Here is a 20,073-nt window from a genome sequence, read left to right on the forward strand (position 1 = left end):
TGCTTGGGATGCGGGTGTGGCGAAATTGGTAGACGCACCAGATTTAGGTTCTGGCGCCGCAAGGCGTGGGGGTTCAAGTCCCTCCACCCGCACCATATCGTTTCGCAGATTTTTCTTTTCCGGTTCACCTTTGCGGGCTTTCAGGCAATCACCAAAATTATGTACTGGGAAGCCGATTGGATTTTGACGTTTGAACAGTCGGGTACGCTCGCCAAGCGAACGATTAGGTGACTGCATCCATTGTGAAAACACCTGTCTCGATGTTGTGGAAAGGCTGGTTACATGGCCTGCCTATCGGAACGCATTGTCAGGAGAACAGGTAGTAGGTCGTTGGCGACGTGGCCAAAATAGCCAACGCAGCGACAAGCCAAACCAAAACACAAACCCAGTACGTCCCCGGATTTTCGGCAAGGGCTACCCGTTCCCACCAGTAGGTCGAACCAAATGCCAAGTCTCTGATAGCCCATATCAACAAGCCAAGCCCCACATAGAACCAAATATCCATAATTCCCTCGCGTGATGAGTTTGGCGCAACTTAGGTTGTCATAAATGATTGCGCAATTGTGCATTGATCATTTACGGGCAATTGCCGGGCAAAGAACTTGTTTTAGGCCGGCCTGTCGGCGACCTCATCACGTTCATAGCACGCGCATGCGGACCCACAACGTCGCCGCTATTGCCCTGCCAATCCCATCTGCCGCACGGCCAGATCGCGCAATATCTCTTCGGATCCGCCGCCAATCGCCATGATTTTGATTTCGCGCCATACACGCTCCACAGGGTTACCCAGCATGTACGCGGCGCCGCCAAAGATCTGCATCGCCTCGGAAGCAACAAATTGCAGCGACGTCGTGGCCTGAACTTTGGCCTTGGCGATTTCGGCGACAGGCATCAAGCCCTGCTCAATCGCCCAGCAGATCCGCTCGATATATGCCTCATTCATATCTATCCGGGCGGACATTTCTGCAAATTTGTGGCCAATGACCTGATGTTCGACCAGTCGCTTGCCGAATGTCTCGCGTTCCCGTGCCCAGTCCAGCGCACTATCGTAGCATAGTTTCATCATTCCCAACGAAGCGGATGTCAGGCCGAGCCGTTCAAAGTTGAAATTGTTCATGATTGCGATGAAGCCCCTGTTCTCAGGCCCCAACAGGGCAGTAGAATCCAGCTCGCAATCATCGAAATGCAGTGTCGCTTGCTGTGAACTGTGCCAGCCCATCTTGCCACCCAACGGAGTGCGGCTGAACCCGGGCGCGTCATGAGGGACCAAGAACAACGAAATGCCGGTCAACCCTGGGACGCCAGTGCGGGCACCAACCACAAACCATTCGGCATCCATTCCCCCGGTGATATAGGTCTTTTCCCCGTTCAGAATCCATTTGCCGCCTTTGCACTCGGCCCTTGTTTGAATATTGGCAACGTCCGACCCTGCGCCCGGTTCGGTGATCCCAAGGGCCGACATCATGCGCCCCGAGATGATCTCGGGCAGCACTTTCTGTTTGAACTCCTCGGAAGCGAATTTCGCAATTGGGCTGATTGAAATCGTGCGTCCCCCTACGGCGGCTCCGATACCAGATGCCCCACAGCCAAACAGGATTTCACTATAATCATGGCGCATAAAGGCGTTGTCGAAACCCAGGCCGCCGTATTCCTCATCGATCCCAAAGCCATATACTCCGAACTCAGCAATTGCTGCATGCAGTTCCCATGGGACGTTGCGATCCGCCTCCCATTGCTCAATATTAGGTTTGATTTCGGCATCGACAAACCGCTGGAAATTCCCGCGGAAAGCTTCGCGTTCAGGGGTCATGAAAGGGGATGGCAGGGTCATTCGACCTCCTCGACGTCATTTTCGGGCAATACCTGAAGCTGGCTTTCCATCATGCGAGCAAAGCGATCCATCATCTGCGTAAGGTATTCTGGCGACGAAACAAATTTCTCATGCAACAACAGACCACGCAGGAAATTCCGGGCGATGCTCCACAACAATTCAGTGTCGTCACGGTTGCCTGTTGCGCTGACATACCGGGCTGAGATCAGGCTCAGGTTCGATTTGTCCCATTCTCTTAGGCTCTGTTCAAGCATTCCGAACAGTGCTGGGTCGGTTCGGCAAGCAACCAGAATCTCGACTATGGCACGTCCGCCTGCGGAATTTACGATATTGGCCCAGGCGGACATAATCAGATCATAGACGGGCTGAGGGGCGCGATCATGTGGCCAGAGCGGGTTTTGCGCATTGCCCAGCAGTCGCATCGCGGTAGCTGCGACCAGGGCCTGTTTCGTGGGGAAGTGATGCGTAATTGCCCCGCGTGAGATGCCCGCCTTGGCTTGCACCTTGGCAAAAGTAGTCTCGGCATACCCAAGGTGATCCAGACAGGTGACCGTCGCATTGCAGATTTTGGCCTGCATATCCCGGGACCTTTGATCCTGGACCGAGGGTTTTTTTGGCATCGTATCCGTCATCTTCCGTCGCGTCGCAGTGGCAAATCTTCGTTGACCAAGGAGGTCAGTAGATCATAAAAACAGAACAGTCGGTCTGTAAACTGCAGATCGTACCCAAGCGGGAGAGACGTGGCGTGACACATTCTCTGCGGATCGGAGGAGCAAGTGGTTTTTGGGGGGATGCCCCTCATGCGACACAGCAATTGCTGCGTGCCCCAAAGATTGACTTTCTGGTCTACGACTACCTGGCCGAAATCACCATGTCGATCATGGCCCGCGCCCGCCTTAAAGACCCCCAAAAGGGATATGCGGTGGATTTCGTCTCTGACGTTATAGCCAACAATTTAACCCAGATCGCCGAGCAGGGCGTCAAGGTGTTGTCAAATGCGGGTGGGGTCAACCCAGTGGCCTGTGCTGTTGCTTTGCGTCGCAAATCTGCTGAATTGGGATTGAACGTGAAAGTCGCAGTGGTCGAAGGCGACGACCTGCTGCCACGTGTTGCTGAGTTTGTCGATCGGACTGAGATGTTTTCCGGTGCGCCGATGCCACCGACCGAAAAGATCGCCTCGGTGAATGCTTATGTTGGGGCAGGGCCGATATTGGCGGCGCTGCACGCCAGGGCTGACATCGTCATCACAGGCCGCTGCGTCGACAGCGCGCTGACGTTGGCGGCGTGCATGTATCATTTTGGATGGCGACAAGAAAACCACGACTTACTGGCTGCCGGGTCGCTTGCGGGGCATCTGCTGGAATGTGGACCCCAAGCCACTGGCGGGAATTTCACGGACTGGGAAATGGCGGGGGATATCGCCCAAATCGGCTATCCGATTGTCGAGGTAAGCACAGATGGCGGGTTGGTCCTGACCAAGCCGAAGGGCACGGCGGGATGTGTGACCCCGGCTTCGGTCTGCGAGCAGATGCTGTATGAGATCGGCGACCCGCAGTCCTATATTCTGCCTGACGTGATTTGCGACTTTTCCGATGTCAGGATTGAGCAATCCGAGCCAGACCATGTAACCGTTTCCGGAGCAAAAGGCCGCGCGCCGACCGGACAGTTCAAAGTGTCCGCCACCTGGGCGGATGGCTATCGCGCGGGCATGACGATTCTGATCAACGGGCGTGAGGCACGACAAAAGGCGAAGACTTTTGCCCAAGCGGGGTTGGATCGCGCGCGCGCTGTCCTGCACCGGATCGGTGCTCCCGACTATCGCGAGGTATCGTTTGAAACCTTCGGAGGTCGGCCTGGCGACGGCGATTACGAAGAGATCTCGCTCAAGGCAGCCGTGAAACACGACGACCCTCGCGCGGTTGGCGTATTCCTGCGTGAAATGACCGGGTGCGCACTGGCCGCTCCGCCGGGGTTGCACATCTTTACCGGAGGAGGGCGTCCAAAGCCCTCGCCAGTCGTTGCCCTGTTTTCCTTCTTGGTGCCAAACGACACGCTGACCTATTGCGTAACGATGGATGGGGACGATATCGCATACAATCAGCCGAAAACGTTCCTGCAAGACCCGGAACCTGTCCCGGCAAAAGCCCCGGAAATAACCGATGAAAAGGTGACCGAGTGGATCACATGCCCTTTGGAAGATTTGGCCTGGGCAAGATCTGGGGACAAAGGCGACGCCGCAAACATTGGGGTCATTGCGCGCCATGCTACCTTTTTGCCCTATATTTGGGCTGCGCTGACCGAAGCGACGCTGGCAGATGTTTTTTCTGACCATCTATCCGGCAGGGTCGAGCGGTTCTATCTTCCAGGAACACATTCCATGAACATTCTGCTGCACAATGCGCTGGGTGGCGGTGGCGTCGCCTCGTTGCGCAACGACGCGCAAGGCAAGAGTTATGCCCAGATATTGCTGGCCACACCGATCAGGATTCCTGCAGAGTTATCCTCATACACCGAGCGAGGAGAACACTGATGGGTTTTGTCAGTAAAGTCGTCCGCGATTCTGACAGCTTTTCCAAGAACCGAGGCGATATGCTGGCTCTTGTCGACGAGATGCGTGCGCTTGAAGCGCGTCCTGTCGCCCTGTCAGAGAAACGGCGCGAACGGATGGAGGCCCGGGGGCAGATCACACCCCGTGACCGTTTGGTCCAACTGTTGGATCCCGGAATGCCTTTTTTGCAACTGCACGGGTTGGCGGGCTACTGCGTCGATACAAACGATCCCGAGCAATCGGTTCCGGGCGCGTCATTGGTCATCGGCATCGGCTTCATCTCCGGCGTGCGCTGCATGATCATCGTCGACGATTCAGGGATCAAAGCCGGTGCGATGGTCGAGATGTCAGCTGCGGCCTTCCTGAGCGCGCAAGACATGGCATTGAAACAGAACCTGCCTTTTGTGCATCTTGTCGAAAGCGCCGGTGCAAACCTGATGGAATACAAGGTCGAATTCTGGGCCAATGGCGGCAAACTGTTCCGCAATCTGGCCCGCCATTCGGCCGCAGGACTGCCCAACATTGCAGTGCTGCACGGCCCGTCAACCGCCGGTGGGGCCTATATGCCCGGCCTTGCAGACTATGTCGTTGGTGTGAAGAACAACGGCATGGCCGCCTTGGCCGGAGCTGCTTTGGTTCATGCGGCGACGGGCGAAAAGGCCAATGACCGTGATCTGGGCGGGTCCGAGATGCATGCCGCCACATCCGGGCTGGTCGACTATCTGGCCGAGGATGATGCGCACGGTATCGAAATGGCGCGGAACGTGATGGCCCGGCTGGATTGGAACAAATCCTTGCCTGAGCGTCGCTGCAAAGAAGTGCAGCCACCGAATTATGATGCGGATGAGATCGCAGGCATTGTTCCAACCGATTATCGCGTTCCCTATGACGTCCGCGAGGTCGTGGCCCGCATAGTAGACGGCTCGGACTTTGAGGATTTCAAACCCGACTATGGCTCGGCGACTGTCTGTTTGCAGGCCGCAATCAATGGTATCGCAGTGGGTATTCTTGGAAACAACGGGCCACTGGAACCTGCAGGCGCAAACAAAGCCGCGCAATTTATTCAGTTATGTGGTCAGGCCGATATTCCCCTTATTTTTCTCAATAATATCACTGGGTTCATGGTCGGAACCCAATATGAACAAAGCGGCATGATCAAACATGGGGCCAAGATGATCCAGGCCGTTACGTCAGTCGATGTGCCCAAGATCACAATCTATGTCGGGGCAAGTTTCGGGGCTGGCAATTACGGGATGTGCGGCTACGCCTATGACCCGGACTTCCTGTTCGCCTGGCCCAATGCGGCAACGGGCGTGATGGGCGGCGAGCAAGCCGCCGGGACGATGGAACTGGTCGCGCGCGCAGGGTTTAAACGCAAAGGGATCGACCCCGACGAAGCCAAACTGTCTGCGCAGAAGGCAGCGATCACTGCGCATTTCACACGACAAGAGAATGCGTTTTACACCTCGGGCCGGTGTATCGATCATGGCGTCATTGACCCCCGCGACACGCGGCGTGTGTTAGGTTTTTGCCTTGAAACTTGCCTTGAGGGCCGTTCGCGAACGGTCAATCCCAGTTCGTACGGGGTGCACAGGTTCTGACCATGCTGCATTACTCGCCATATCCACATCCAAGACAGATAACAGAGGCTGAGGCATGACATTCGACACGCTTCTCGTTGCCAATCGTGGGGAAATAGCCGCGCGTATCATGCGAACCGCTCGGTCGCTTGGCCTGCGCACAGTGGCCGTTTTTGCAACCGCTGACGAACGGGCACCTCATGTCGAACTTGCTGATAAGGCGGTTTGGATCGGTGAAGGGCCGATAGGTGACAGCTATCTGAACGCAGAAAAGATCATTGCCGCCGCTCAGAAAGCTAGGGCAGGGGCGATCCACCCGGGCTATGGTTTTTTGTCCGAAAATGCGGGTTTTGCGGCCGCGGTCGAGGCCGCAGGTCTGACATTTATCGGACCTGACCCTGAAGCGATCCGGCTGATGGGCGACAAAGCCGTCGCCAAACGCCTTGTGATCGGCGCGGGCGTTCCCTGCGTTCCGGGGTATGAAGGCGATGATCAATCGGATACTGCGCTGGTCGCCGAAGCGAGCAAAATCGGTTTTCCCATCATGGTCAAAGCCGCAGCTGGTGGCGGTGGACGTGGAATGCGCGTGGTCCAATCCGCCGATGCTCTTTCTGAGGCGATCGCGCTTGCCAGATCCGAGGCAGAGAACGCTTTTGGATCCGGCGAACTGATCCTTGAGAAAGCGATCGGTGACGCGCGCCATATCGAATTTCAGATTTTTGCCGATAGCTATGGGAACGTAATTCATCTGGGCGAAAGGGAATGCTCGGTTCAGCGTCGCCACCAAAAAGTCATCGAAGAAGCCCCAAGCCCTGCCATGACGCCAGAGTTGCGCGCAAAAATGGGGGCTGTGGCTATTGAGGCGGCCCGTGCGGTGAACTATCGCGGTGCAGGAACAGTGGAGTTTCTTCTGGAACCCTCCGGCGCATTCTTTTTTCTTGAAATGAACACCCGACTGCAGGTTGAGCATCCTGTGACCGAGATGGTCACCGGCCTTGATCTTGTGGCGCTGCAGATCGCAATCGCGCAGGGTGACGCCCTTCCAATCTCTCAGGAAGACGTCACCATGAACGGCCACGCCATCGAGGCGCGGCTTTATGCCGAAGACCCTGCTAACGGATATCTGCCGGCGACCGGTCCAATTGATTTCTGGCAGGCTGCGACTGGACCCGGTGTGCGTGTGGATTCAGGCATTCAGCAGGGGCAAGAGGTATCGCCTTTCTATGACGCCATGCTTGCAAAGATCATCGCGCAAGGTCCAACCCGCGAAACTGCACGTGCGCGGCTGATCAAGGCTGTGGATGAAACTATTCTGCTGGGAACGGTGGCAAATTCGCGGTTTCTTGCAGATGTGCTGCAGCACAGAGATTTCATTGCCGGCGATGCAACGACAACATTTCTGGATCGGACCTACCCCCAGGGCATTCCTGCGTACCAGGTAACTGCGCCGGACATCGCGTTGGCGGCCGCGCTGTTGTTGGATGCGGATCAGGCCCGCGCAAGGGCGGCGTCGGGCTATGTCTCAACCGAACAGTTGGGTTGGTCCAGCGCGGCGTTGCCGCCGTTCGCCGTGACGCTTGCCTATGGCGACGAAGAGATACAAACGAGCGCACTCGCCCGCCCCGATGGATGGACGGTAAGGGTTGAGGGCAACGCGTATGATGTCTCGTTTATCAAGCACAGCAGCGGGAAGGTCCGGGCACGCATAAATGACAACACCGTCGACGCCACCGCACACATAACCCGGGACACGGCCCAGATCGCCATCGGCGCCGAGCGCCTGACGTTTCGACACCTGCGCCCCGGTGCATTGGATGCGGGAACGATCGCTAGCGGTCGCGTCACCGCCCCCATGCCGGGTGCCCTGGTCGAGGTGGCGGCAAGAACCGGTCAAAGTGTTTCCAAAGGCGACTGTCTGGCCGTTCTCGAAGCCATGAAGATGCAACACCAGATCACCGCTGCCGTCGCAGGCGTCATCACCTCTGTCCACGTTGAGGTCGGGCAACAGCTGAGCGCGGGGGATGTGATGATCGAGATTGACGAAATATAGATAGAATTGGGTGTGTGTCGGCCACCGCTGCTCAGACACTGCATCCGGGGACATCGAATAGGCAAACACAAAATCGAGGGAACAAGCAGTGCAACAGGCAACGGATTTTCTGCAAGAAAGCGAGGCATTGTTTGCCATTCTGGACGATATTTCGGGCGATCAATGGGAAGTACCAACTCAGTTCAAGGGTTGGACGCTGAACGATGTTCTGGTGCATTTGCACTATTGGAACCAGATGGCAGATCTGTCGCTTCACGACCCCGCCGCGTTCACTGCGCGCATTGGCGCGTTGTTTGTCAAAGCCAAGGCCGAAGGGCTGCGCGCAGCCGAGAACGAAGCGATCCTGCTGCGTGGGAACAAGCTGCGCGATGCCTGGCGGACACTTTACACAGATATTGGCGCGCGTTGGGCCGATCTCGATCCAAAGCACCGGGTGCAATGGGCCGGTCCGGATATGTCCGTACGCTCGTCGATCACGGCCCGCCAGATGGAGACTTGGGCACACGGGCAAGAGGTTTTTGACGTTCTCGGTATCGAGCGCGTCGAACAAGACCGGGTTAAGAACATCGTCATTCTGGGTGTGAACACCTTTGGCTGGGCTTATCAGGTCAACGGCAAACCTGTTCCCGAGGCGATGCCGCGGCTTGAACTGACCGCGCCATCCGGAGCCTTATGGGAGTTCGGTGAGCCGGGGGGAAATCTGATAGCGGGCCTCGCGGTGGAGTTTGCACAGGTCTCAGCTCAAACCCGTAACATCGCGGATACATCGCTGAAGGTGGTGGGACCGGTTGCTGCCGAATGGATGTCAATCGCGCAGTGTTTTGCCGGTGGTCGCGAAACGCCTCCTGCACCGGGTAGCCGTCACCGCGCTCGGGGCCGCAGATCGCTTGAAAGAAGTTGAATATAAGCCTTGAACCCGGCACAAAAGAAACCACCCGTCCGACCGAAAGCGAAGATATGCTGCAGTTTAATGTGACAAAACTTGCATCTGGCCTGATCGTCGCTGTTGTCATCGGCTGGCTGCTGGTGCTGGGCAAAAGCATCCTTCTTCCGGTGCTTTTGGGCATAATCGGAATATACATTCTGGACTCGACCGCTTCGACTATTGGCCGAGTTCCGGGGTTGCGCCACATACCACGCCGCGGGCGCCGTTTGCTTGCGCTGCTTGCCATATTTCTAACGCTGGTTCTGATAGGGGTCTTTCTTGAGGCAAACGCACAAGCGGTCGCCCAGAATATCCCGCGTTACCAAGCCAATTTAAAAGCGCTGATTGACTCGGCAATGGCGATGTTGGGCGTCAAAAAACTGCCAGATTGGTCCACGATCGAGCAGACGATTGCCGGCAAGTTCGATATTTTGGGTTTTGTTCAGGGGACGCTTTCCACAGTGCAGGGTTTCGGGACGGTCATGTTGATGACAATCCTTTATATTGTGTTCATCCTGTCCGATCTGGATGACATGCCGGAAAAAGTTAGAAAGGCATTGGGTGATGCCGAAACAGCTGACCGGTCGCTGCAAATCGTCGCCCAGATCAACCAGAAGATTGGCAGCTACCTAAGCGCAAAGACCCTGATCAACGTCATTTTGGCTGTGATCTCATATGTGATCATGTTGTTGCTTGGGATCGAGTTCGCAATGTTCTGGGCCATATTGATCGGACTTTTGAACTATATCCCATATCTGGGTTCAATCGTGGGTGTTCTGTTTCCCGTCATGCTGAGCCTTGTGCAATTCGGCGGCATCTGGCACGCCGGTGTCGCGCTGATCGCGCTTATGGCCGCTCAGCTGTTTGTCGGAAACTTCCTTGAACCCCGCTTGGTCGGAAACTCGGTGAACCTGAGCGGATTTATGGTGCTGTTTTCGCTGACGATCTGGACCGCGATGTGGGGTCTGGCAGGCACCATATTGGCGATACCGTTGACTGCCGTGGTGATGATCATCTTGTCGCAAATCCATTCTACGCGACCGCTGGCGATTTTGATGTCAGAAAGCGGCGAACTTGACTGATTGCCCCCAAGCCCGGTTTTAGGTGCTGAAATAATTCGCCATCTTCGGTGCGCGACCGCCACCCGTTAGTCGGGGTGGCGGCCGGCTAAAAATCTTTGGCGTTTAAAGTTTAATGCGGAACGCGGCGAAACCATCGGCGCCTTCGCCTGCGTCTTCGATCACCACTCCTTTGACATCGCTCATATAGTCGCGCGCTTTGGGGCCGGTTTCGAAAAGCACCGTGGTATCTGCAAGCGGGGCGAAGGACCAGTTGGCGTCCGCTTTTGGATCAATTGTACCCTGCTCAACAATATAGCGCACGATGACGTCGCGGTTGGTGTCTGGGGCCTCGAAAACAATCGTGTCGCCCAATGCGCCCGGGAAGGACCCGCCGCCAGACGCGCGGTAATTGTTGGTGGCGATGATGAACTCCATATCGTCCGTAACCGGCGTGCCGTTGAAGGACAGGTTCACAATCCGCGCCGCGTCTGGGTTTACTTCTTCGCTTTTTGGTCCAAATCGCGAGGGTTGGGACAGGTCGATCTGATAGGTCACGCCGTCCATCACATCAAAATTGTAGGATGGGAACTCTGGGTTCAGCAGGATTGCGTCGGCTGAGCCCGGCTCGATCTGATTGAACATGCCTGCCGAACGCTCCAGCCAGCCTCGAACCTGTGCCCCGTTCACGCGGACCGCCCGCACGGTGTTCGGATAGAGATACAGGTCAGCCACATTTTTGATAGCCACATCGCCCACTGGAACGTCGGTATAATACTCTGGCCCACCACGGCCACCGGCCTTGAACGGGGCAGCGGCTGATAGGATGGGTAGCCCCTCGTGCTCGGTGCCCTTCATCATCTCTTCGACATACCATTTTTGTGCTATCGACACGATTTGCACCGACGGATCATCCGCGACTAGTGCGAAGTAGCTGTGCAAAGGCGCGGACGTCTTCCCAACGGCGCGGCGAACATATGCCAGTGTTTCGTCGTGATCTTTGGCGACCGAATCCAGCACGGTCTGGTCGTCGCCCACCAGCGCGGTGATTGAACGATCTTCGTTGCGCTTTGAGATCGGGCGCGCCTCGGACGTCGTCGTCACGACGCGCCATTCATTCCCGTCGCGTTCCAACAGCAAATCCAGCAGACCCAGATGCGAGCCCCAGAAACCGCCCATGACCGCTGGTTTGTCCATCAGCGTGCCTTTTTCGACATCAATACCCGGGCGATCCGCGAAGGTGGGCGAAGGGAAGACCAGATGATTGTGGCCCGTGACCAGCGCGTCGATGCCATCGACGCCGGCCAGCACGACCGAGGCGTTCTCCATGCCATCAGTGTGATCTGCCTCACCGATACCAGAATGCGACAGGGCGATGATCAGATCGCAGCCTTGCTCTTGCATCTCTGGCACATACGCTTGCGCCGTATCGACGATGTCGCGGGCCTGAACGTTGCCTTCCAGATGCTTGCGGTCCCAATTCATGATCTGAGGTGGGGTAAAGCCAATGACGCCAACCTTGATCGGATGCTTACTGCCGTCGCCCATTTCAATCTCGCGGTCGAGAATGGCGTAAGGCTTGACCAAAGTTTTGTCGTCGCGTGGCCCTGCGCCTTGCTCCTTGGCGATATTGGCCAAAACGACCGGGAAATCTGCACCGGCGAGTGACTTTTCTAAAAAATCCAAGCCGTAATTGAACTCGTGGTTGCCTAAGGTCGCGGCGTCATAGCCCACGGTGTTGAATGCGGCGATGATCGGATGGCTGTCGCCTTCTTTCATGCCACGCTCATAAGCGATGTAATCGCCCATTGGGTTGCCCTGCAAAAAGTCGCCATTGTCCACAAGCAACGAGTTGGTTGCCTCTGACCGAATGTCATTGATGATCGATGCGGTGCGCGACAGGCCCACCGTATCGCGCGGCTTGTCTGCGTAGTAATCATAAGGGAAGACATGCACATGGATATCGGTGGTTTCCATGATCCGAAGATGCGCCTGATTGTCGGCAGCGGCGGCCGAAAAAGGGTGCAGGGTGATTGCGGCGGCGCTGGCCGTGGTTGTGGCAAGGAACTGGCGGCGAGACATCGAAAAATGGCTGGAGGAGGTCATTCGGAACCTTTCAATATGTTGGCTAACGCGCCTTCTGCATGACTTACAAAACAATCTTGTGACACCGGTATCCAACGCGTTTGCAGCGGCGCGGCGCATGCGGGAATGTTCGGTACTGATGCCCATTGTGATCTGCTTGCCCAATCATGGCAACATATGTCGTTTTGAGACGGTGGATTATCGCGCGGCGCATATTGCGGAAATGGCGGCATCCGCATTGGGGCAGAATGCTCCGTATCGTTTGCCAAAGCGTCGTTGGTACAGCGGGCTATCGCAAGCATCCGCGTTTTTCCGCCTGAGTGACGCAGAAGGTAGATTCTGGTTGTGATAGCGGTCTTTATCTATAAAAGAGTGCATAGCCATGAGAGTTTTCGAAAAGTATCTATAAAATGAAAAACACTGCCCCGATATGGTCCCGTGAGGCTGCTCAAGCTCTGTATGACCTTCCGCTGATGGATTTGCTGTTTCGCGCGCAGACAGTGCACCGCGAGAACTTTGATCCAAACAAGGTCCAGACATCGAAACTGCTGTCGATCAAAACAGGTGGCTGTGCCGAAGATTGCGCCTATTGCTCGCAATCAGCACGGAACGGATCAAAGCTGTCGGCCTCGAAACTGATTGAGGTTCAGCGCGTTCTGACCGAAGCCCGCAAGGCCCGCGACGGCGGGGCAACCCGTTTCTGCATGGGTGCCGCATGGCGCGAACCCAAGGACCGCGACATGGATGCGCTTGTCGCAATGGTCGAAGGTGTGCGCGAGATGGGGATGGAAACCTGCATGACCCTTGGCATGCTGGACGATAATCAGGTGATCCGTTTGCGTGATGCCGGGCTGGACTACTACAACCACAACATCGACACGTCCGAGCGGTACTATCCTGAAGTTATCACCACTCGCACCTTTGCGGACCGCATTGACACGATGAACCGCGTGCAGGAAGCGGGTATCAAGGTCTGTTCCGGCGGTATCCTTGGACTGGGCGAAGAGGTTCAGGACCGTGTCGATATGCTGGTCACCTTGGCCAATATGAACCCGGCACCGGATTCGGTGCCGATCAACATGTTGATGCCGCAAGAAGACACGCCTCTGGCAGACGCCAAACCGATCGATCCGATCGACTTTGTGCGGGTAATAGCCGTTGGGCGGATCATGATGCCACAGTCTTATGTACGGCTTTCCGCCGGGCGCAGCGATATGAGTGAGGAATTGCAAGCCATGTGCTTTTTCGCCGGTGCGAACTCGATCTTTGTTGGTGAAACGCTTTTGACGGCAGAAAACCCCGAAGAAGACACTGATGCCATTTTGTTTGCCAAGCTTGGGTTGCAGGCAGAAACGTCGGTTGAAAAATCCTGTCTGGATGCTGCTGAATGAAAGCACTGAGTCGGTTGAACTCGATGCTTGAACTGTTGGACACCCGACACCGCCGCCGGGTGTTGGCACCACCGCGCGGCCTGGATTTTGCGTCCAATGATTACCTCGGATTGGCGCAATCGTCATTCCTGCGCGATGCCGCGCAAGCGGCATTGGCGCAGGGCGTGCCGCTGGGATCCGGTGGTTCCCGTCTTTTGCGGGGCAATCATCCCGAACATGAGGCGCTTGAACACGAGGCCGCCGCCTTTTTTGATGCTGAGGCTGCTTTGTTCATGGGCGGAGGATTCCAGGCCAATCAGGCGATTTTCTCGACCCTTCCTGCCGCCGAAGATCTGATCCTTTACGATGCTTTGGTTCATGCAAGTGCGCATGAAGGCATGCGGATGGGACGCGGCCAAACACGTGCCTTTGCTCATAATGACGTGACCGCAGCACGTCTGGCCATTGAGGCGTGGGTGGCAAAAGGAGGGTCTGGCCAAATCTGGATCGCCGTGGAAAGCATCTATTCCATGGAAGGCGACATTGCGCCCTTGGCCGCGCTGTCTGATCTGGCCTGTGAACACGGTGCCATATTGGTCGTGGATGAGGCTCATGCGACCGGAGTATTTGGCCCGAACGGTAAGGGTCTGGCGCATGGCATCAAGGCTGAGTTGCTAACTTTGCACACATGCGGCAAAGGGTTGGGGGTTTCGGGCGGATTGATTTGCGGCCCTCGGGTGATGATCGAAACACTGATCAACCGCGCACGTCCGTTTATCTTTGCCACGGCCCCATCGCCATTCAACGCAGCCCTCGTTCGTGCGGTTCTACAGCATCTTCAAACAGATAGCTTGCTGGCCCAGAATGCCCTGTCCCGCATTCGCCACGCGCATGCCGCCGCAAGTCAGATCGGAACACCCCAAGTGGCGCTGAACAGCCAGATTATCCCCATAATTCTGGACGATGACGCCAAAACAATGGAAATGGCTGCGACGTTACAGGCCAAAGGTTTTGATGTCCGTGGTATCCGGCCGCCGACCGTGCCACGGGGCACGTCGCGCCTGCGCGTGTCGATCACTGGCAACGTGGGCAAGGATGACATAAGCGCCCTGTTCGAAACGCTGGCGCATCAACAGACGGAGGCGGCATGAGCGCTGTTATTGTCTCGGGCACCGACACCGGCGTCGGAAAAACGGTTTTTGCTGCAGGCCTGACGGCCGCGCTTGGCGCGACCTATTGGAAGCCGGTGCAATCCGGGCTTGAAGATGCAACGGACACAGAAACCGTCGCGACACTTTCCGGTGCCGAAATTTTGCCGGAAGCCTATCGGCTGAACATGCCAGCCTCACCACATTTGTCGGCCGAAGACATGCGCGTCGAGATTTCGCCGGATCGGCTTGCGCTGCCGCAGGTCAACGGGCCCTTGGTCGTCGAGGGGGCAGGCGGGATCATGGTGCCGCTGAACCGCAAGACCTTTTTCCTTGACGTCATCTCGGTGTGGCAGGCACCCGTGGTTCTGGTGGCCAGAACCGCGTTGGGCACGATCAACCACACTACCCTGTCCCTGATGGCCTTGCGGGGTGCAGGTTGCAACGTCGTCGGCGTAGCATTCGTAGGCGACGCCGAGCCGGAGGTTGAACAAACCATCGCCGAGATGTGTCAGGTTACCCATTTGGGACGCTTGCCGTATCTTGAAACCCTGTCGCGGGGAACGCTGTCGGATGCTTTCGATGCGATTGACACAGCAACAATTCGGAGGGCTCTGTGACCGCTCTGGAGTTTGATGCCCGCCACCTTTGGCATCCCTATACGAATGTTCTGAACCCCGGTCCGATGCATCTGATCACCGAGGCCGAAGGGGTATGGCTGACCCGGGAAGACGGCACTCGGATGATCGACGCAATGTCGTCGTGGTGGTGTGCGGTGCACGGGCATCGTCATCCGGGCATTACTGCTGCGATGCAGGAACAGCTGCGGCAAATGCCCCATGTCATGTTCGGTGGCCTGACGCATCGACCCGCAATTGACCTGGGCCGCAAGCTGGTCGAGCTGTTGCCTGACGGACTGGATCGCATTTTCTACAGCGACAGCGGATCGGTCGCGATTGAAGTCGCTTTGAAAATGGCCGTGCAGTTTCAGATGGCGCTGGGTCACACGGGGCGCACGCAGTTTGCGACCATTCACGGCGGTTATCACGGGGACACATGGAAAGCGATGAGCGTCTGCGACCCCGAGAATGGGATGCATGGGCTGTTCAGTGGCGCGCTGTCAATCCAACATTTCCTGCCACGCCCGCCGATATCGTTTGAGCAGGAATGGACGGATGATCCAACCCTGAATGGGCTGGATGCTTTGGAAGAGCTGCTGGAAACCAAGGCCGATCAAATCGCGGCCCTGATCCTTGAGCCTGTGGTGCAGGGCGCGGGTGGTATGTACTTCTATCACCCCAAGTGGCTAAAAGGCGCGCAAGACCTGTGTAAAGCACATGGAATTCTTGTGATTTTTGACGAAATCGCGACCGGGTTTGGTCGCACGGGCGAACTGTTCTCGATGAACCACGCCGAAGTGGTTCCGGACATCATCTGTTTGGGCAAAGCTTTGACTGGCGGCCATATTACTCTGGCCGCGACCGCCACGACTGAAGATGTCGCGCGCCGAATTGGGGAAAGCGAAGCCAGCGTTTTGATGCATGGCCCGACCTATATGGCCAACCCGCTGGCCTGTTCTGCCGCGGTGGCCAGTCTGGAACAATTATCGATCAGAGATTGGCACGCCGAAGTGCACGCGATCGCCGACCAGATGAAGCAAGAGCTTGCCCCCGCACGTGAATTGCCAGGCGTTGCCGATGTGCGCGTGCTTGGCGCGATCGGGGTCATCGAAATGGAGCGATGGGTTGATCCTGCGGTTGCGCATGCGCTCGCACCCGATACCGGCGTTTGGTTGCGCCCGTTTGCCCGCAACATCTATTGCATGCCGCCTTACATCATCTCTGCGAATGAATTGAGCCGTGTAACATCGGCCATGATCTCGCTCGTCAAAGGCATGTCATGAAACAGCGGTGGTTATCGCGTTCGGGAACGGATGAATTGATCCTGATTTTTGGTGGTTGGGCGCTGGGGGCTGCGCCTTTTACTGGACTTACAGGGCGCGGCGATGTGCTATTCGTCGACGACTTCCGCCACTTTGACGATCCTCTGCCTGATATTGCGCAATATGACCGCGTCAATTTGATTGCCTTTTCTTTTGGCGTCGCATCTGCGGGCCACTGGCTGGCGCAAACTGGGTTTCGTCCCGATCGGCTGATTGCTGTCAGTGGCACGCTATGTCCGGCTGACCCCGAGCGTGGAATCGCGCCGGATATGATCCGCGCCACGGCGGAAAACCTGACCGCAGCCAGTTTCTCAAAGTTCTGCCGCCGTGCCGGATTGAACGGGCCGGTTCCTGAAATTGATCTGGAGGCTGCGCAGGCAGAGCTTCACGCCGTGATCGACCGTGGTGGCGCACCCGAAGTGGCGTTTGACCGGATTTGGATCCCCCAGCGGGACCGTATTATCCCGACCCCCGCGCAAGAGGCGGCATGGGCGCACCAACAATCTGCCGTGCGTGGTATTGCCGCCCCGCATGTTCCGTTTCGCGACAGCCAGAACTGGCAGGAGTGGATCTCATGAACGTGCAGATCGCGGACCGCGTCCAGCGCAGTTTCAGCCGCAGTTTCCGCAGCTATCACGGCTCGGCCAGCCAGCAGGCCAAAATCGCGGATCGGCTGGTCCATGAGATGCGGGCCGGCGGCGCACCGCATCGTTTCGCGACCGGATTGGAATTTGGCTGTGGTACCGGCCACCTCACGCATCGGGTGTGTAGCGCATTCGATATTGGCCAGTTGACGGTCAATGACCTGTCGCCCGAAGCAGCTGAGACCGCAACAGCGGTCGGCGCAGACTTTTTGTGTGGTGATGCCAAAACTGTTGAATGGCCGTTTCAGCCAAACCTAATTACGTCAGCGTCTATGGTCCAATGGTTGCATGACCCTGCAACCTTTCTACAACGCGCAGCCAAAGCATTGGCTCCAGGTGGGTGGTTGGCGGTTTCAGGCTTTGGACCGGAACAATATCGGGAGCTGGTGAAAGTAGGGTCAACTGCCAAAGCGCCGGGCTTGCGCCGATCTGAAGATTTGGCCGCGGCAGTCGAAGGCCAATTAGAGATTATCAGTTGCGGCGAAAACCTTTCTGCACTGCACTTTGATACGCCCCGAGGCGTTCTCAATCACCTTCGAAGAACTGGGGTCAACGGGCGCGCGCAGAAGGTCTGGACCAAAACCAGTCTTGCCCAATTCTCGGAACAATATGTCCGACACTTTGGCGACGATGATGGCGTGTCCCTGACATATAACCCAACTTGGATCGTGGCTCGCAAACATGGCTGAGTGCCGCTACCAATCAATTCCCTCATAGGCTTCGGTTTGGATACACGAGATCTCAGAGCCCGGGTTGGTCAGTACCGCTTCGGCCAATAGACGCTGCTTTCCTACTTGTTGAAGCTGGTGCAGATGACAATGGAAAGCGCATTCAGCGAGCGGTAGTTTACAGCTGTAAGGTCTTGTAATTATGGACCATTCCTGCTTGCCGGCGCGGTCAGTACAGCAAATTGAGCATAAGGAGTGAAACGACAAGAAACAGGATCGTCATAACCCCCCCTGAGCGCACAAAGTCCATGACTTTATACCCTGCAGGACCCATAATCAGGGCGTTTACCTGATGGGTCGGAATTATAAAGCTGTTCGACGTTGATATGGCAACTGTCAGGGCAAATACAGCCGGATTTCCGCCAGCTGCCACCGCAATGGAAACGGCCAATGGCACAAGCAGAACAGTGGCCCCGACGTTGGACATCACCAATGAAAACGCCGTGGCCAAAATCGCAACGCCGGCCTGAAGTGACCAGATCGGCCAGCCGTCCAGAATGACCATGATCTGTTGTGCAATCCACGCAGCCGTGCCGGTGTTCTGTACCGCCTGACCCAGTGGAATAAGGCATGCGAGCAGAAAGACTGTGTTCCATCCGACCGCACGGTAGGCTTCATCGACACTCAACACACGTGTTAGCATCATTCCCGCGGCGCCGGTTAACAGACAGAGCGAGAGCCGAATGTCGGTGAACAGGATCATCGACAAGGAAACGGCGAAAAACGCCAGCGCCCAACCGACCTTTTGCGGGCGCAGTTCGTCTTGTGGGAAGTCGGTGGTGACGACCACAAAATCGGGATCGCGCTTGATCCGCATCAGGTTGTCCCACCGTGTATGGGCAACAAGCATGTCGCCTGCGTGAAACTCCTCAAGCCCGATTTGAGTGGACTCGTGCGTTTCGGATTCAACATGGCTAAGCGTTTCCTCGCCGCGATGGATGGCAAGCAACGACATGCCGTATGTCTTGCGGAACAATAGCTCGCGAGGGCATTTCCCGATCAGCTTGCTGTCGGGTGTTATGACAACTTCGGCGATGCCTGCATTGGTTGGCGCGAATTCTTCGACAAAGATGTCCAGCGCCGGCAGCACGGTCAGCCCGTATTTCTGCGCGAACTCCTCTACGACCCAGCGCCGACCAATGATCGCCAATCGGCAAGGCGCAGCAATTTCAGCTGTCAGAACCTGAACCATCGAGGTTTTACCGCGATAGAATGTCGAAATGATGTACAGGTGGTTTTCGTGGTTTATGTCGGCCAAAATCTGCCCGACCAACGGGCTTTCGGCTGGAACGATTACTTCAAAAACGTCGGCTTTCAGGCCGTAGACACGTTGCAGATACTCCTGCGTTCCCTGTCCGGTCCCGGTGTTTTCCGATCCCTCATCACCCGGCAAAACCCACCGACCCAGCAGCAGAAAGTAGGCGATGCCGGTCAGGATCAGAACAATCCCGATCGGCGTCACAGAGAACAGGCCGAACTGTTCCATTTTCTGACCGTCGGGCAGGCTATTGTTGGCTGACTGGATCAGATCGTTCAGCAATATAAGAGGCGAAGATCCGACCATCGTCATTGTTCCGCCAAGGATGGCGCAGAACCCCATGGGCATCAGCAAGCGCGACAACGGGATGCCCGATCGGGAAGATATTCGGCTGACGACCGGAAGAAACAGCGCAGCGGCCCCAACGTTCTGCATGAACGAGGAAATGACCCCAACAGTGCCCGAAATAATAGGTAGCACGCGTTTCTCGGACGTACCGCCATATTTCAGAATAACAGCGGCGACTTTGTTCATTATGCCGGTCTTGTCGAGGCCCGCGCCGACGATCATGACCGCGATAATGGAAATCACCGCATTGGATGCAAATCCATCAAACAGGTGCGGCACGTCAGCGAGTTTTTCGAGCCCGGGCGCGTAACTGAGAAGGCCGATAAGGACCAGAACAAGTATGGCAGAAAGGTCAATTCTGACGATTTCGGATACAAAGAGAAATACGGTGAAGGCAAGAAGGGCGCAAACAACACCCATCTCAAAGTTAAAAGCCACCTGTTCCACAAACGTCACCAGGAATTCGTTCTTACATTAAAAGAACATCTAACCCATCAACGCTGAATTGTCATGATGTTTCAAAACCACAAGCTTGGACGAAACAAAATTACCACCACT

16 protein-coding genes and 1 tRNA gene are annotated in these 20,073 nt (G+C 56.4%); 12 read left to right on the forward strand and 5 right to left on the reverse strand.

Going from position 1 to position 20,073, the window contains the following annotated elements:
- The first annotated feature begins 10 nt into the window (after positions 1-10).
- Positions 11-95 (forward strand) — tRNA-Leu (locus DHN12_RS07700).
- A gap of 212 nt (positions 96-307) precedes the next feature.
- Here the strand turns inward: DHN12_RS07700 and DHN12_RS07705 are convergent.
- From DHN12_RS07705 to DHN12_RS07715, 3 genes are all read right to left on the reverse strand, one after another.
- On the reverse strand, positions 308-505 hold the full coding sequence (locus DHN12_RS07705) for a hypothetical protein (RefSeq protein WP_108859669.1): 198 nt from the start codon (positions 503-505) through the stop codon (positions 308-310).
- A gap of 168 nt (positions 506-673) precedes the next feature.
- Positions 674-1,831 (reverse strand): acyl-CoA dehydrogenase family protein, encoded by a 1,158-nt coding sequence (locus DHN12_RS07710; RefSeq protein ID WP_199913484.1) that lies wholly within the window; start codon positions 1,829-1,831, stop codon positions 674-676.
- On the reverse strand, positions 1,828-2,451 hold the full coding sequence (locus DHN12_RS07715) for a TetR/AcrR family transcriptional regulator (protein ID WP_159089990.1): 624 nt from the start codon (positions 2,449-2,451) through the stop codon (positions 1,828-1,830). Before DHN12_RS07715 ends, DHN12_RS07710 begins: the two co-directional genes overlap by 4 nt.
- Before the next feature lie 125 nt (positions 2,452-2,576).
- On the opposite strand from DHN12_RS07715, the gene DHN12_RS07720 reads away from it, so the two are divergent.
- From DHN12_RS07720 to DHN12_RS07740, 5 genes are all read left to right on the forward strand, one after another.
- Complete coding sequence (locus tag DHN12_RS07720; RefSeq protein WP_108859671.1) at positions 2,577-4,361, forward strand: acyclic terpene utilization AtuA family protein; 1,785 nt, start codon at positions 2,577-2,579, stop codon at positions 4,359-4,361.
- Positions 4,361-5,980, forward strand: a complete 1,620-nt coding sequence (locus DHN12_RS07725) for an acyl-CoA carboxylase subunit beta (protein WP_108859672.1) — start codon at positions 4,361-4,363, stop codon at positions 5,978-5,980. Before DHN12_RS07720 ends, DHN12_RS07725 begins: the two co-directional genes overlap by 1 nt.
- A gap of 55 nt (positions 5,981-6,035) precedes the next feature.
- Positions 6,036-8,009, forward strand: a complete 1,974-nt coding sequence (locus tag DHN12_RS07730; RefSeq protein ID WP_108859673.1) for an acetyl-CoA carboxylase biotin carboxylase subunit — start codon at positions 6,036-6,038, stop codon at positions 8,007-8,009.
- A gap of 88 nt (positions 8,010-8,097) precedes the next feature.
- On the forward strand, positions 8,098-8,910 hold the full coding sequence (locus DHN12_RS07735; RefSeq protein WP_108859674.1) for a TIGR03084 family metal-binding protein: 813 nt from the start codon (positions 8,098-8,100) through the stop codon (positions 8,908-8,910).
- The gene (locus DHN12_RS07740; RefSeq protein WP_108859675.1) at positions 8,907-10,016 is read left to right on the forward strand and encodes an AI-2E family transporter; all 1,110 of its coding nucleotides are present in this window, start codon (positions 8,907-8,909) and stop codon (positions 10,014-10,016) included. The genes DHN12_RS07735 and DHN12_RS07740 overlap by 4 nt, the downstream gene beginning before the upstream one ends.
- A gap of 102 nt (positions 10,017-10,118) precedes the next feature.
- Here the strand turns inward: DHN12_RS07740 and DHN12_RS07745 are convergent, their stop codons facing one another.
- Positions 10,119-12,098 carry a bifunctional 2',3'-cyclic-nucleotide 2'-phosphodiesterase/3'-nucleotidase gene (locus DHN12_RS07745; RefSeq protein ID WP_108859676.1) on the reverse strand — a complete coding sequence of 660 codons (1,980 nt, stop codon included), beginning with the start codon at positions 12,096-12,098 and terminating at the stop codon, positions 10,119-10,121.
- Between the two features lie 389 nt (positions 12,099-12,487).
- Between DHN12_RS07745 and bioB the strand changes: the two genes are divergently transcribed.
- The 6 genes from bioB to DHN12_RS07775 are packed head-to-tail and all read left to right on the forward strand — an operon-like array spanning position 12,488 to position 17,870.
- The gene (gene bioB, locus DHN12_RS07750) at positions 12,488-13,468 is read left to right on the forward strand and encodes a biotin synthase BioB (protein ID WP_108859677.1); all 981 of its coding nucleotides are present in this window, start codon (positions 12,488-12,490) and stop codon (positions 13,466-13,468) included.
- Positions 13,465-14,598, forward strand: a complete 1,134-nt coding sequence (locus DHN12_RS07755; protein WP_108859678.1) for an 8-amino-7-oxononanoate synthase — start codon at positions 13,465-13,467, stop codon at positions 14,596-14,598. Before bioB ends, DHN12_RS07755 begins: the two co-directional genes overlap by 4 nt.
- A complete protein-coding gene (bioD, locus tag DHN12_RS07760) occupies positions 14,595-15,215 on the forward strand; it encodes a dethiobiotin synthase (protein WP_108859679.1) in 621 nt (206 codons plus the stop codon). The genes DHN12_RS07755 and bioD overlap by 4 nt, the downstream gene beginning before the upstream one ends.
- Complete coding sequence (gene bioA, locus DHN12_RS07765) at positions 15,212-16,498, forward strand: adenosylmethionine--8-amino-7-oxononanoate transaminase (RefSeq protein ID WP_108859680.1); 1,287 nt, start codon at positions 15,212-15,214, stop codon at positions 16,496-16,498. The genes bioD and bioA overlap by 4 nt, the downstream gene beginning before the upstream one ends.
- Positions 16,495-17,115, forward strand: a complete 621-nt coding sequence (locus tag DHN12_RS07770) for a pimeloyl-ACP methyl esterase BioG family protein (protein WP_108859681.1) — start codon at positions 16,495-16,497, stop codon at positions 17,113-17,115. The genes bioA and DHN12_RS07770 overlap by 4 nt, the downstream gene beginning before the upstream one ends.
- Positions 17,112-17,870 (forward strand): methyltransferase, encoded by a 759-nt coding sequence (locus DHN12_RS07775; RefSeq protein ID WP_159089991.1) that lies wholly within the window; start codon positions 17,112-17,114, stop codon positions 17,868-17,870. The genes DHN12_RS07770 and DHN12_RS07775 overlap by 4 nt, the downstream gene beginning before the upstream one ends.
- Before the next feature lie 208 nt (positions 17,871-18,078).
- On the opposite strand, the gene DHN12_RS07780 is transcribed toward DHN12_RS07775, so the two are convergent.
- Complete coding sequence (locus DHN12_RS07780; protein ID WP_108859683.1) at positions 18,079-19,935, reverse strand: SLC13 family permease; 1,857 nt, start codon at positions 19,933-19,935, stop codon at positions 18,079-18,081.
- Between the last annotated feature and the right edge of the window lie 138 nt (positions 19,936-20,073).

This window comes from Ruegeria sp. Alg231-54, assembly GCF_900143525.1.
In the GTDB taxonomy this organism is placed as follows: Bacteria; Pseudomonadota; Alphaproteobacteria; order Rhodobacterales; family Rhodobacteraceae; genus Ruegeria.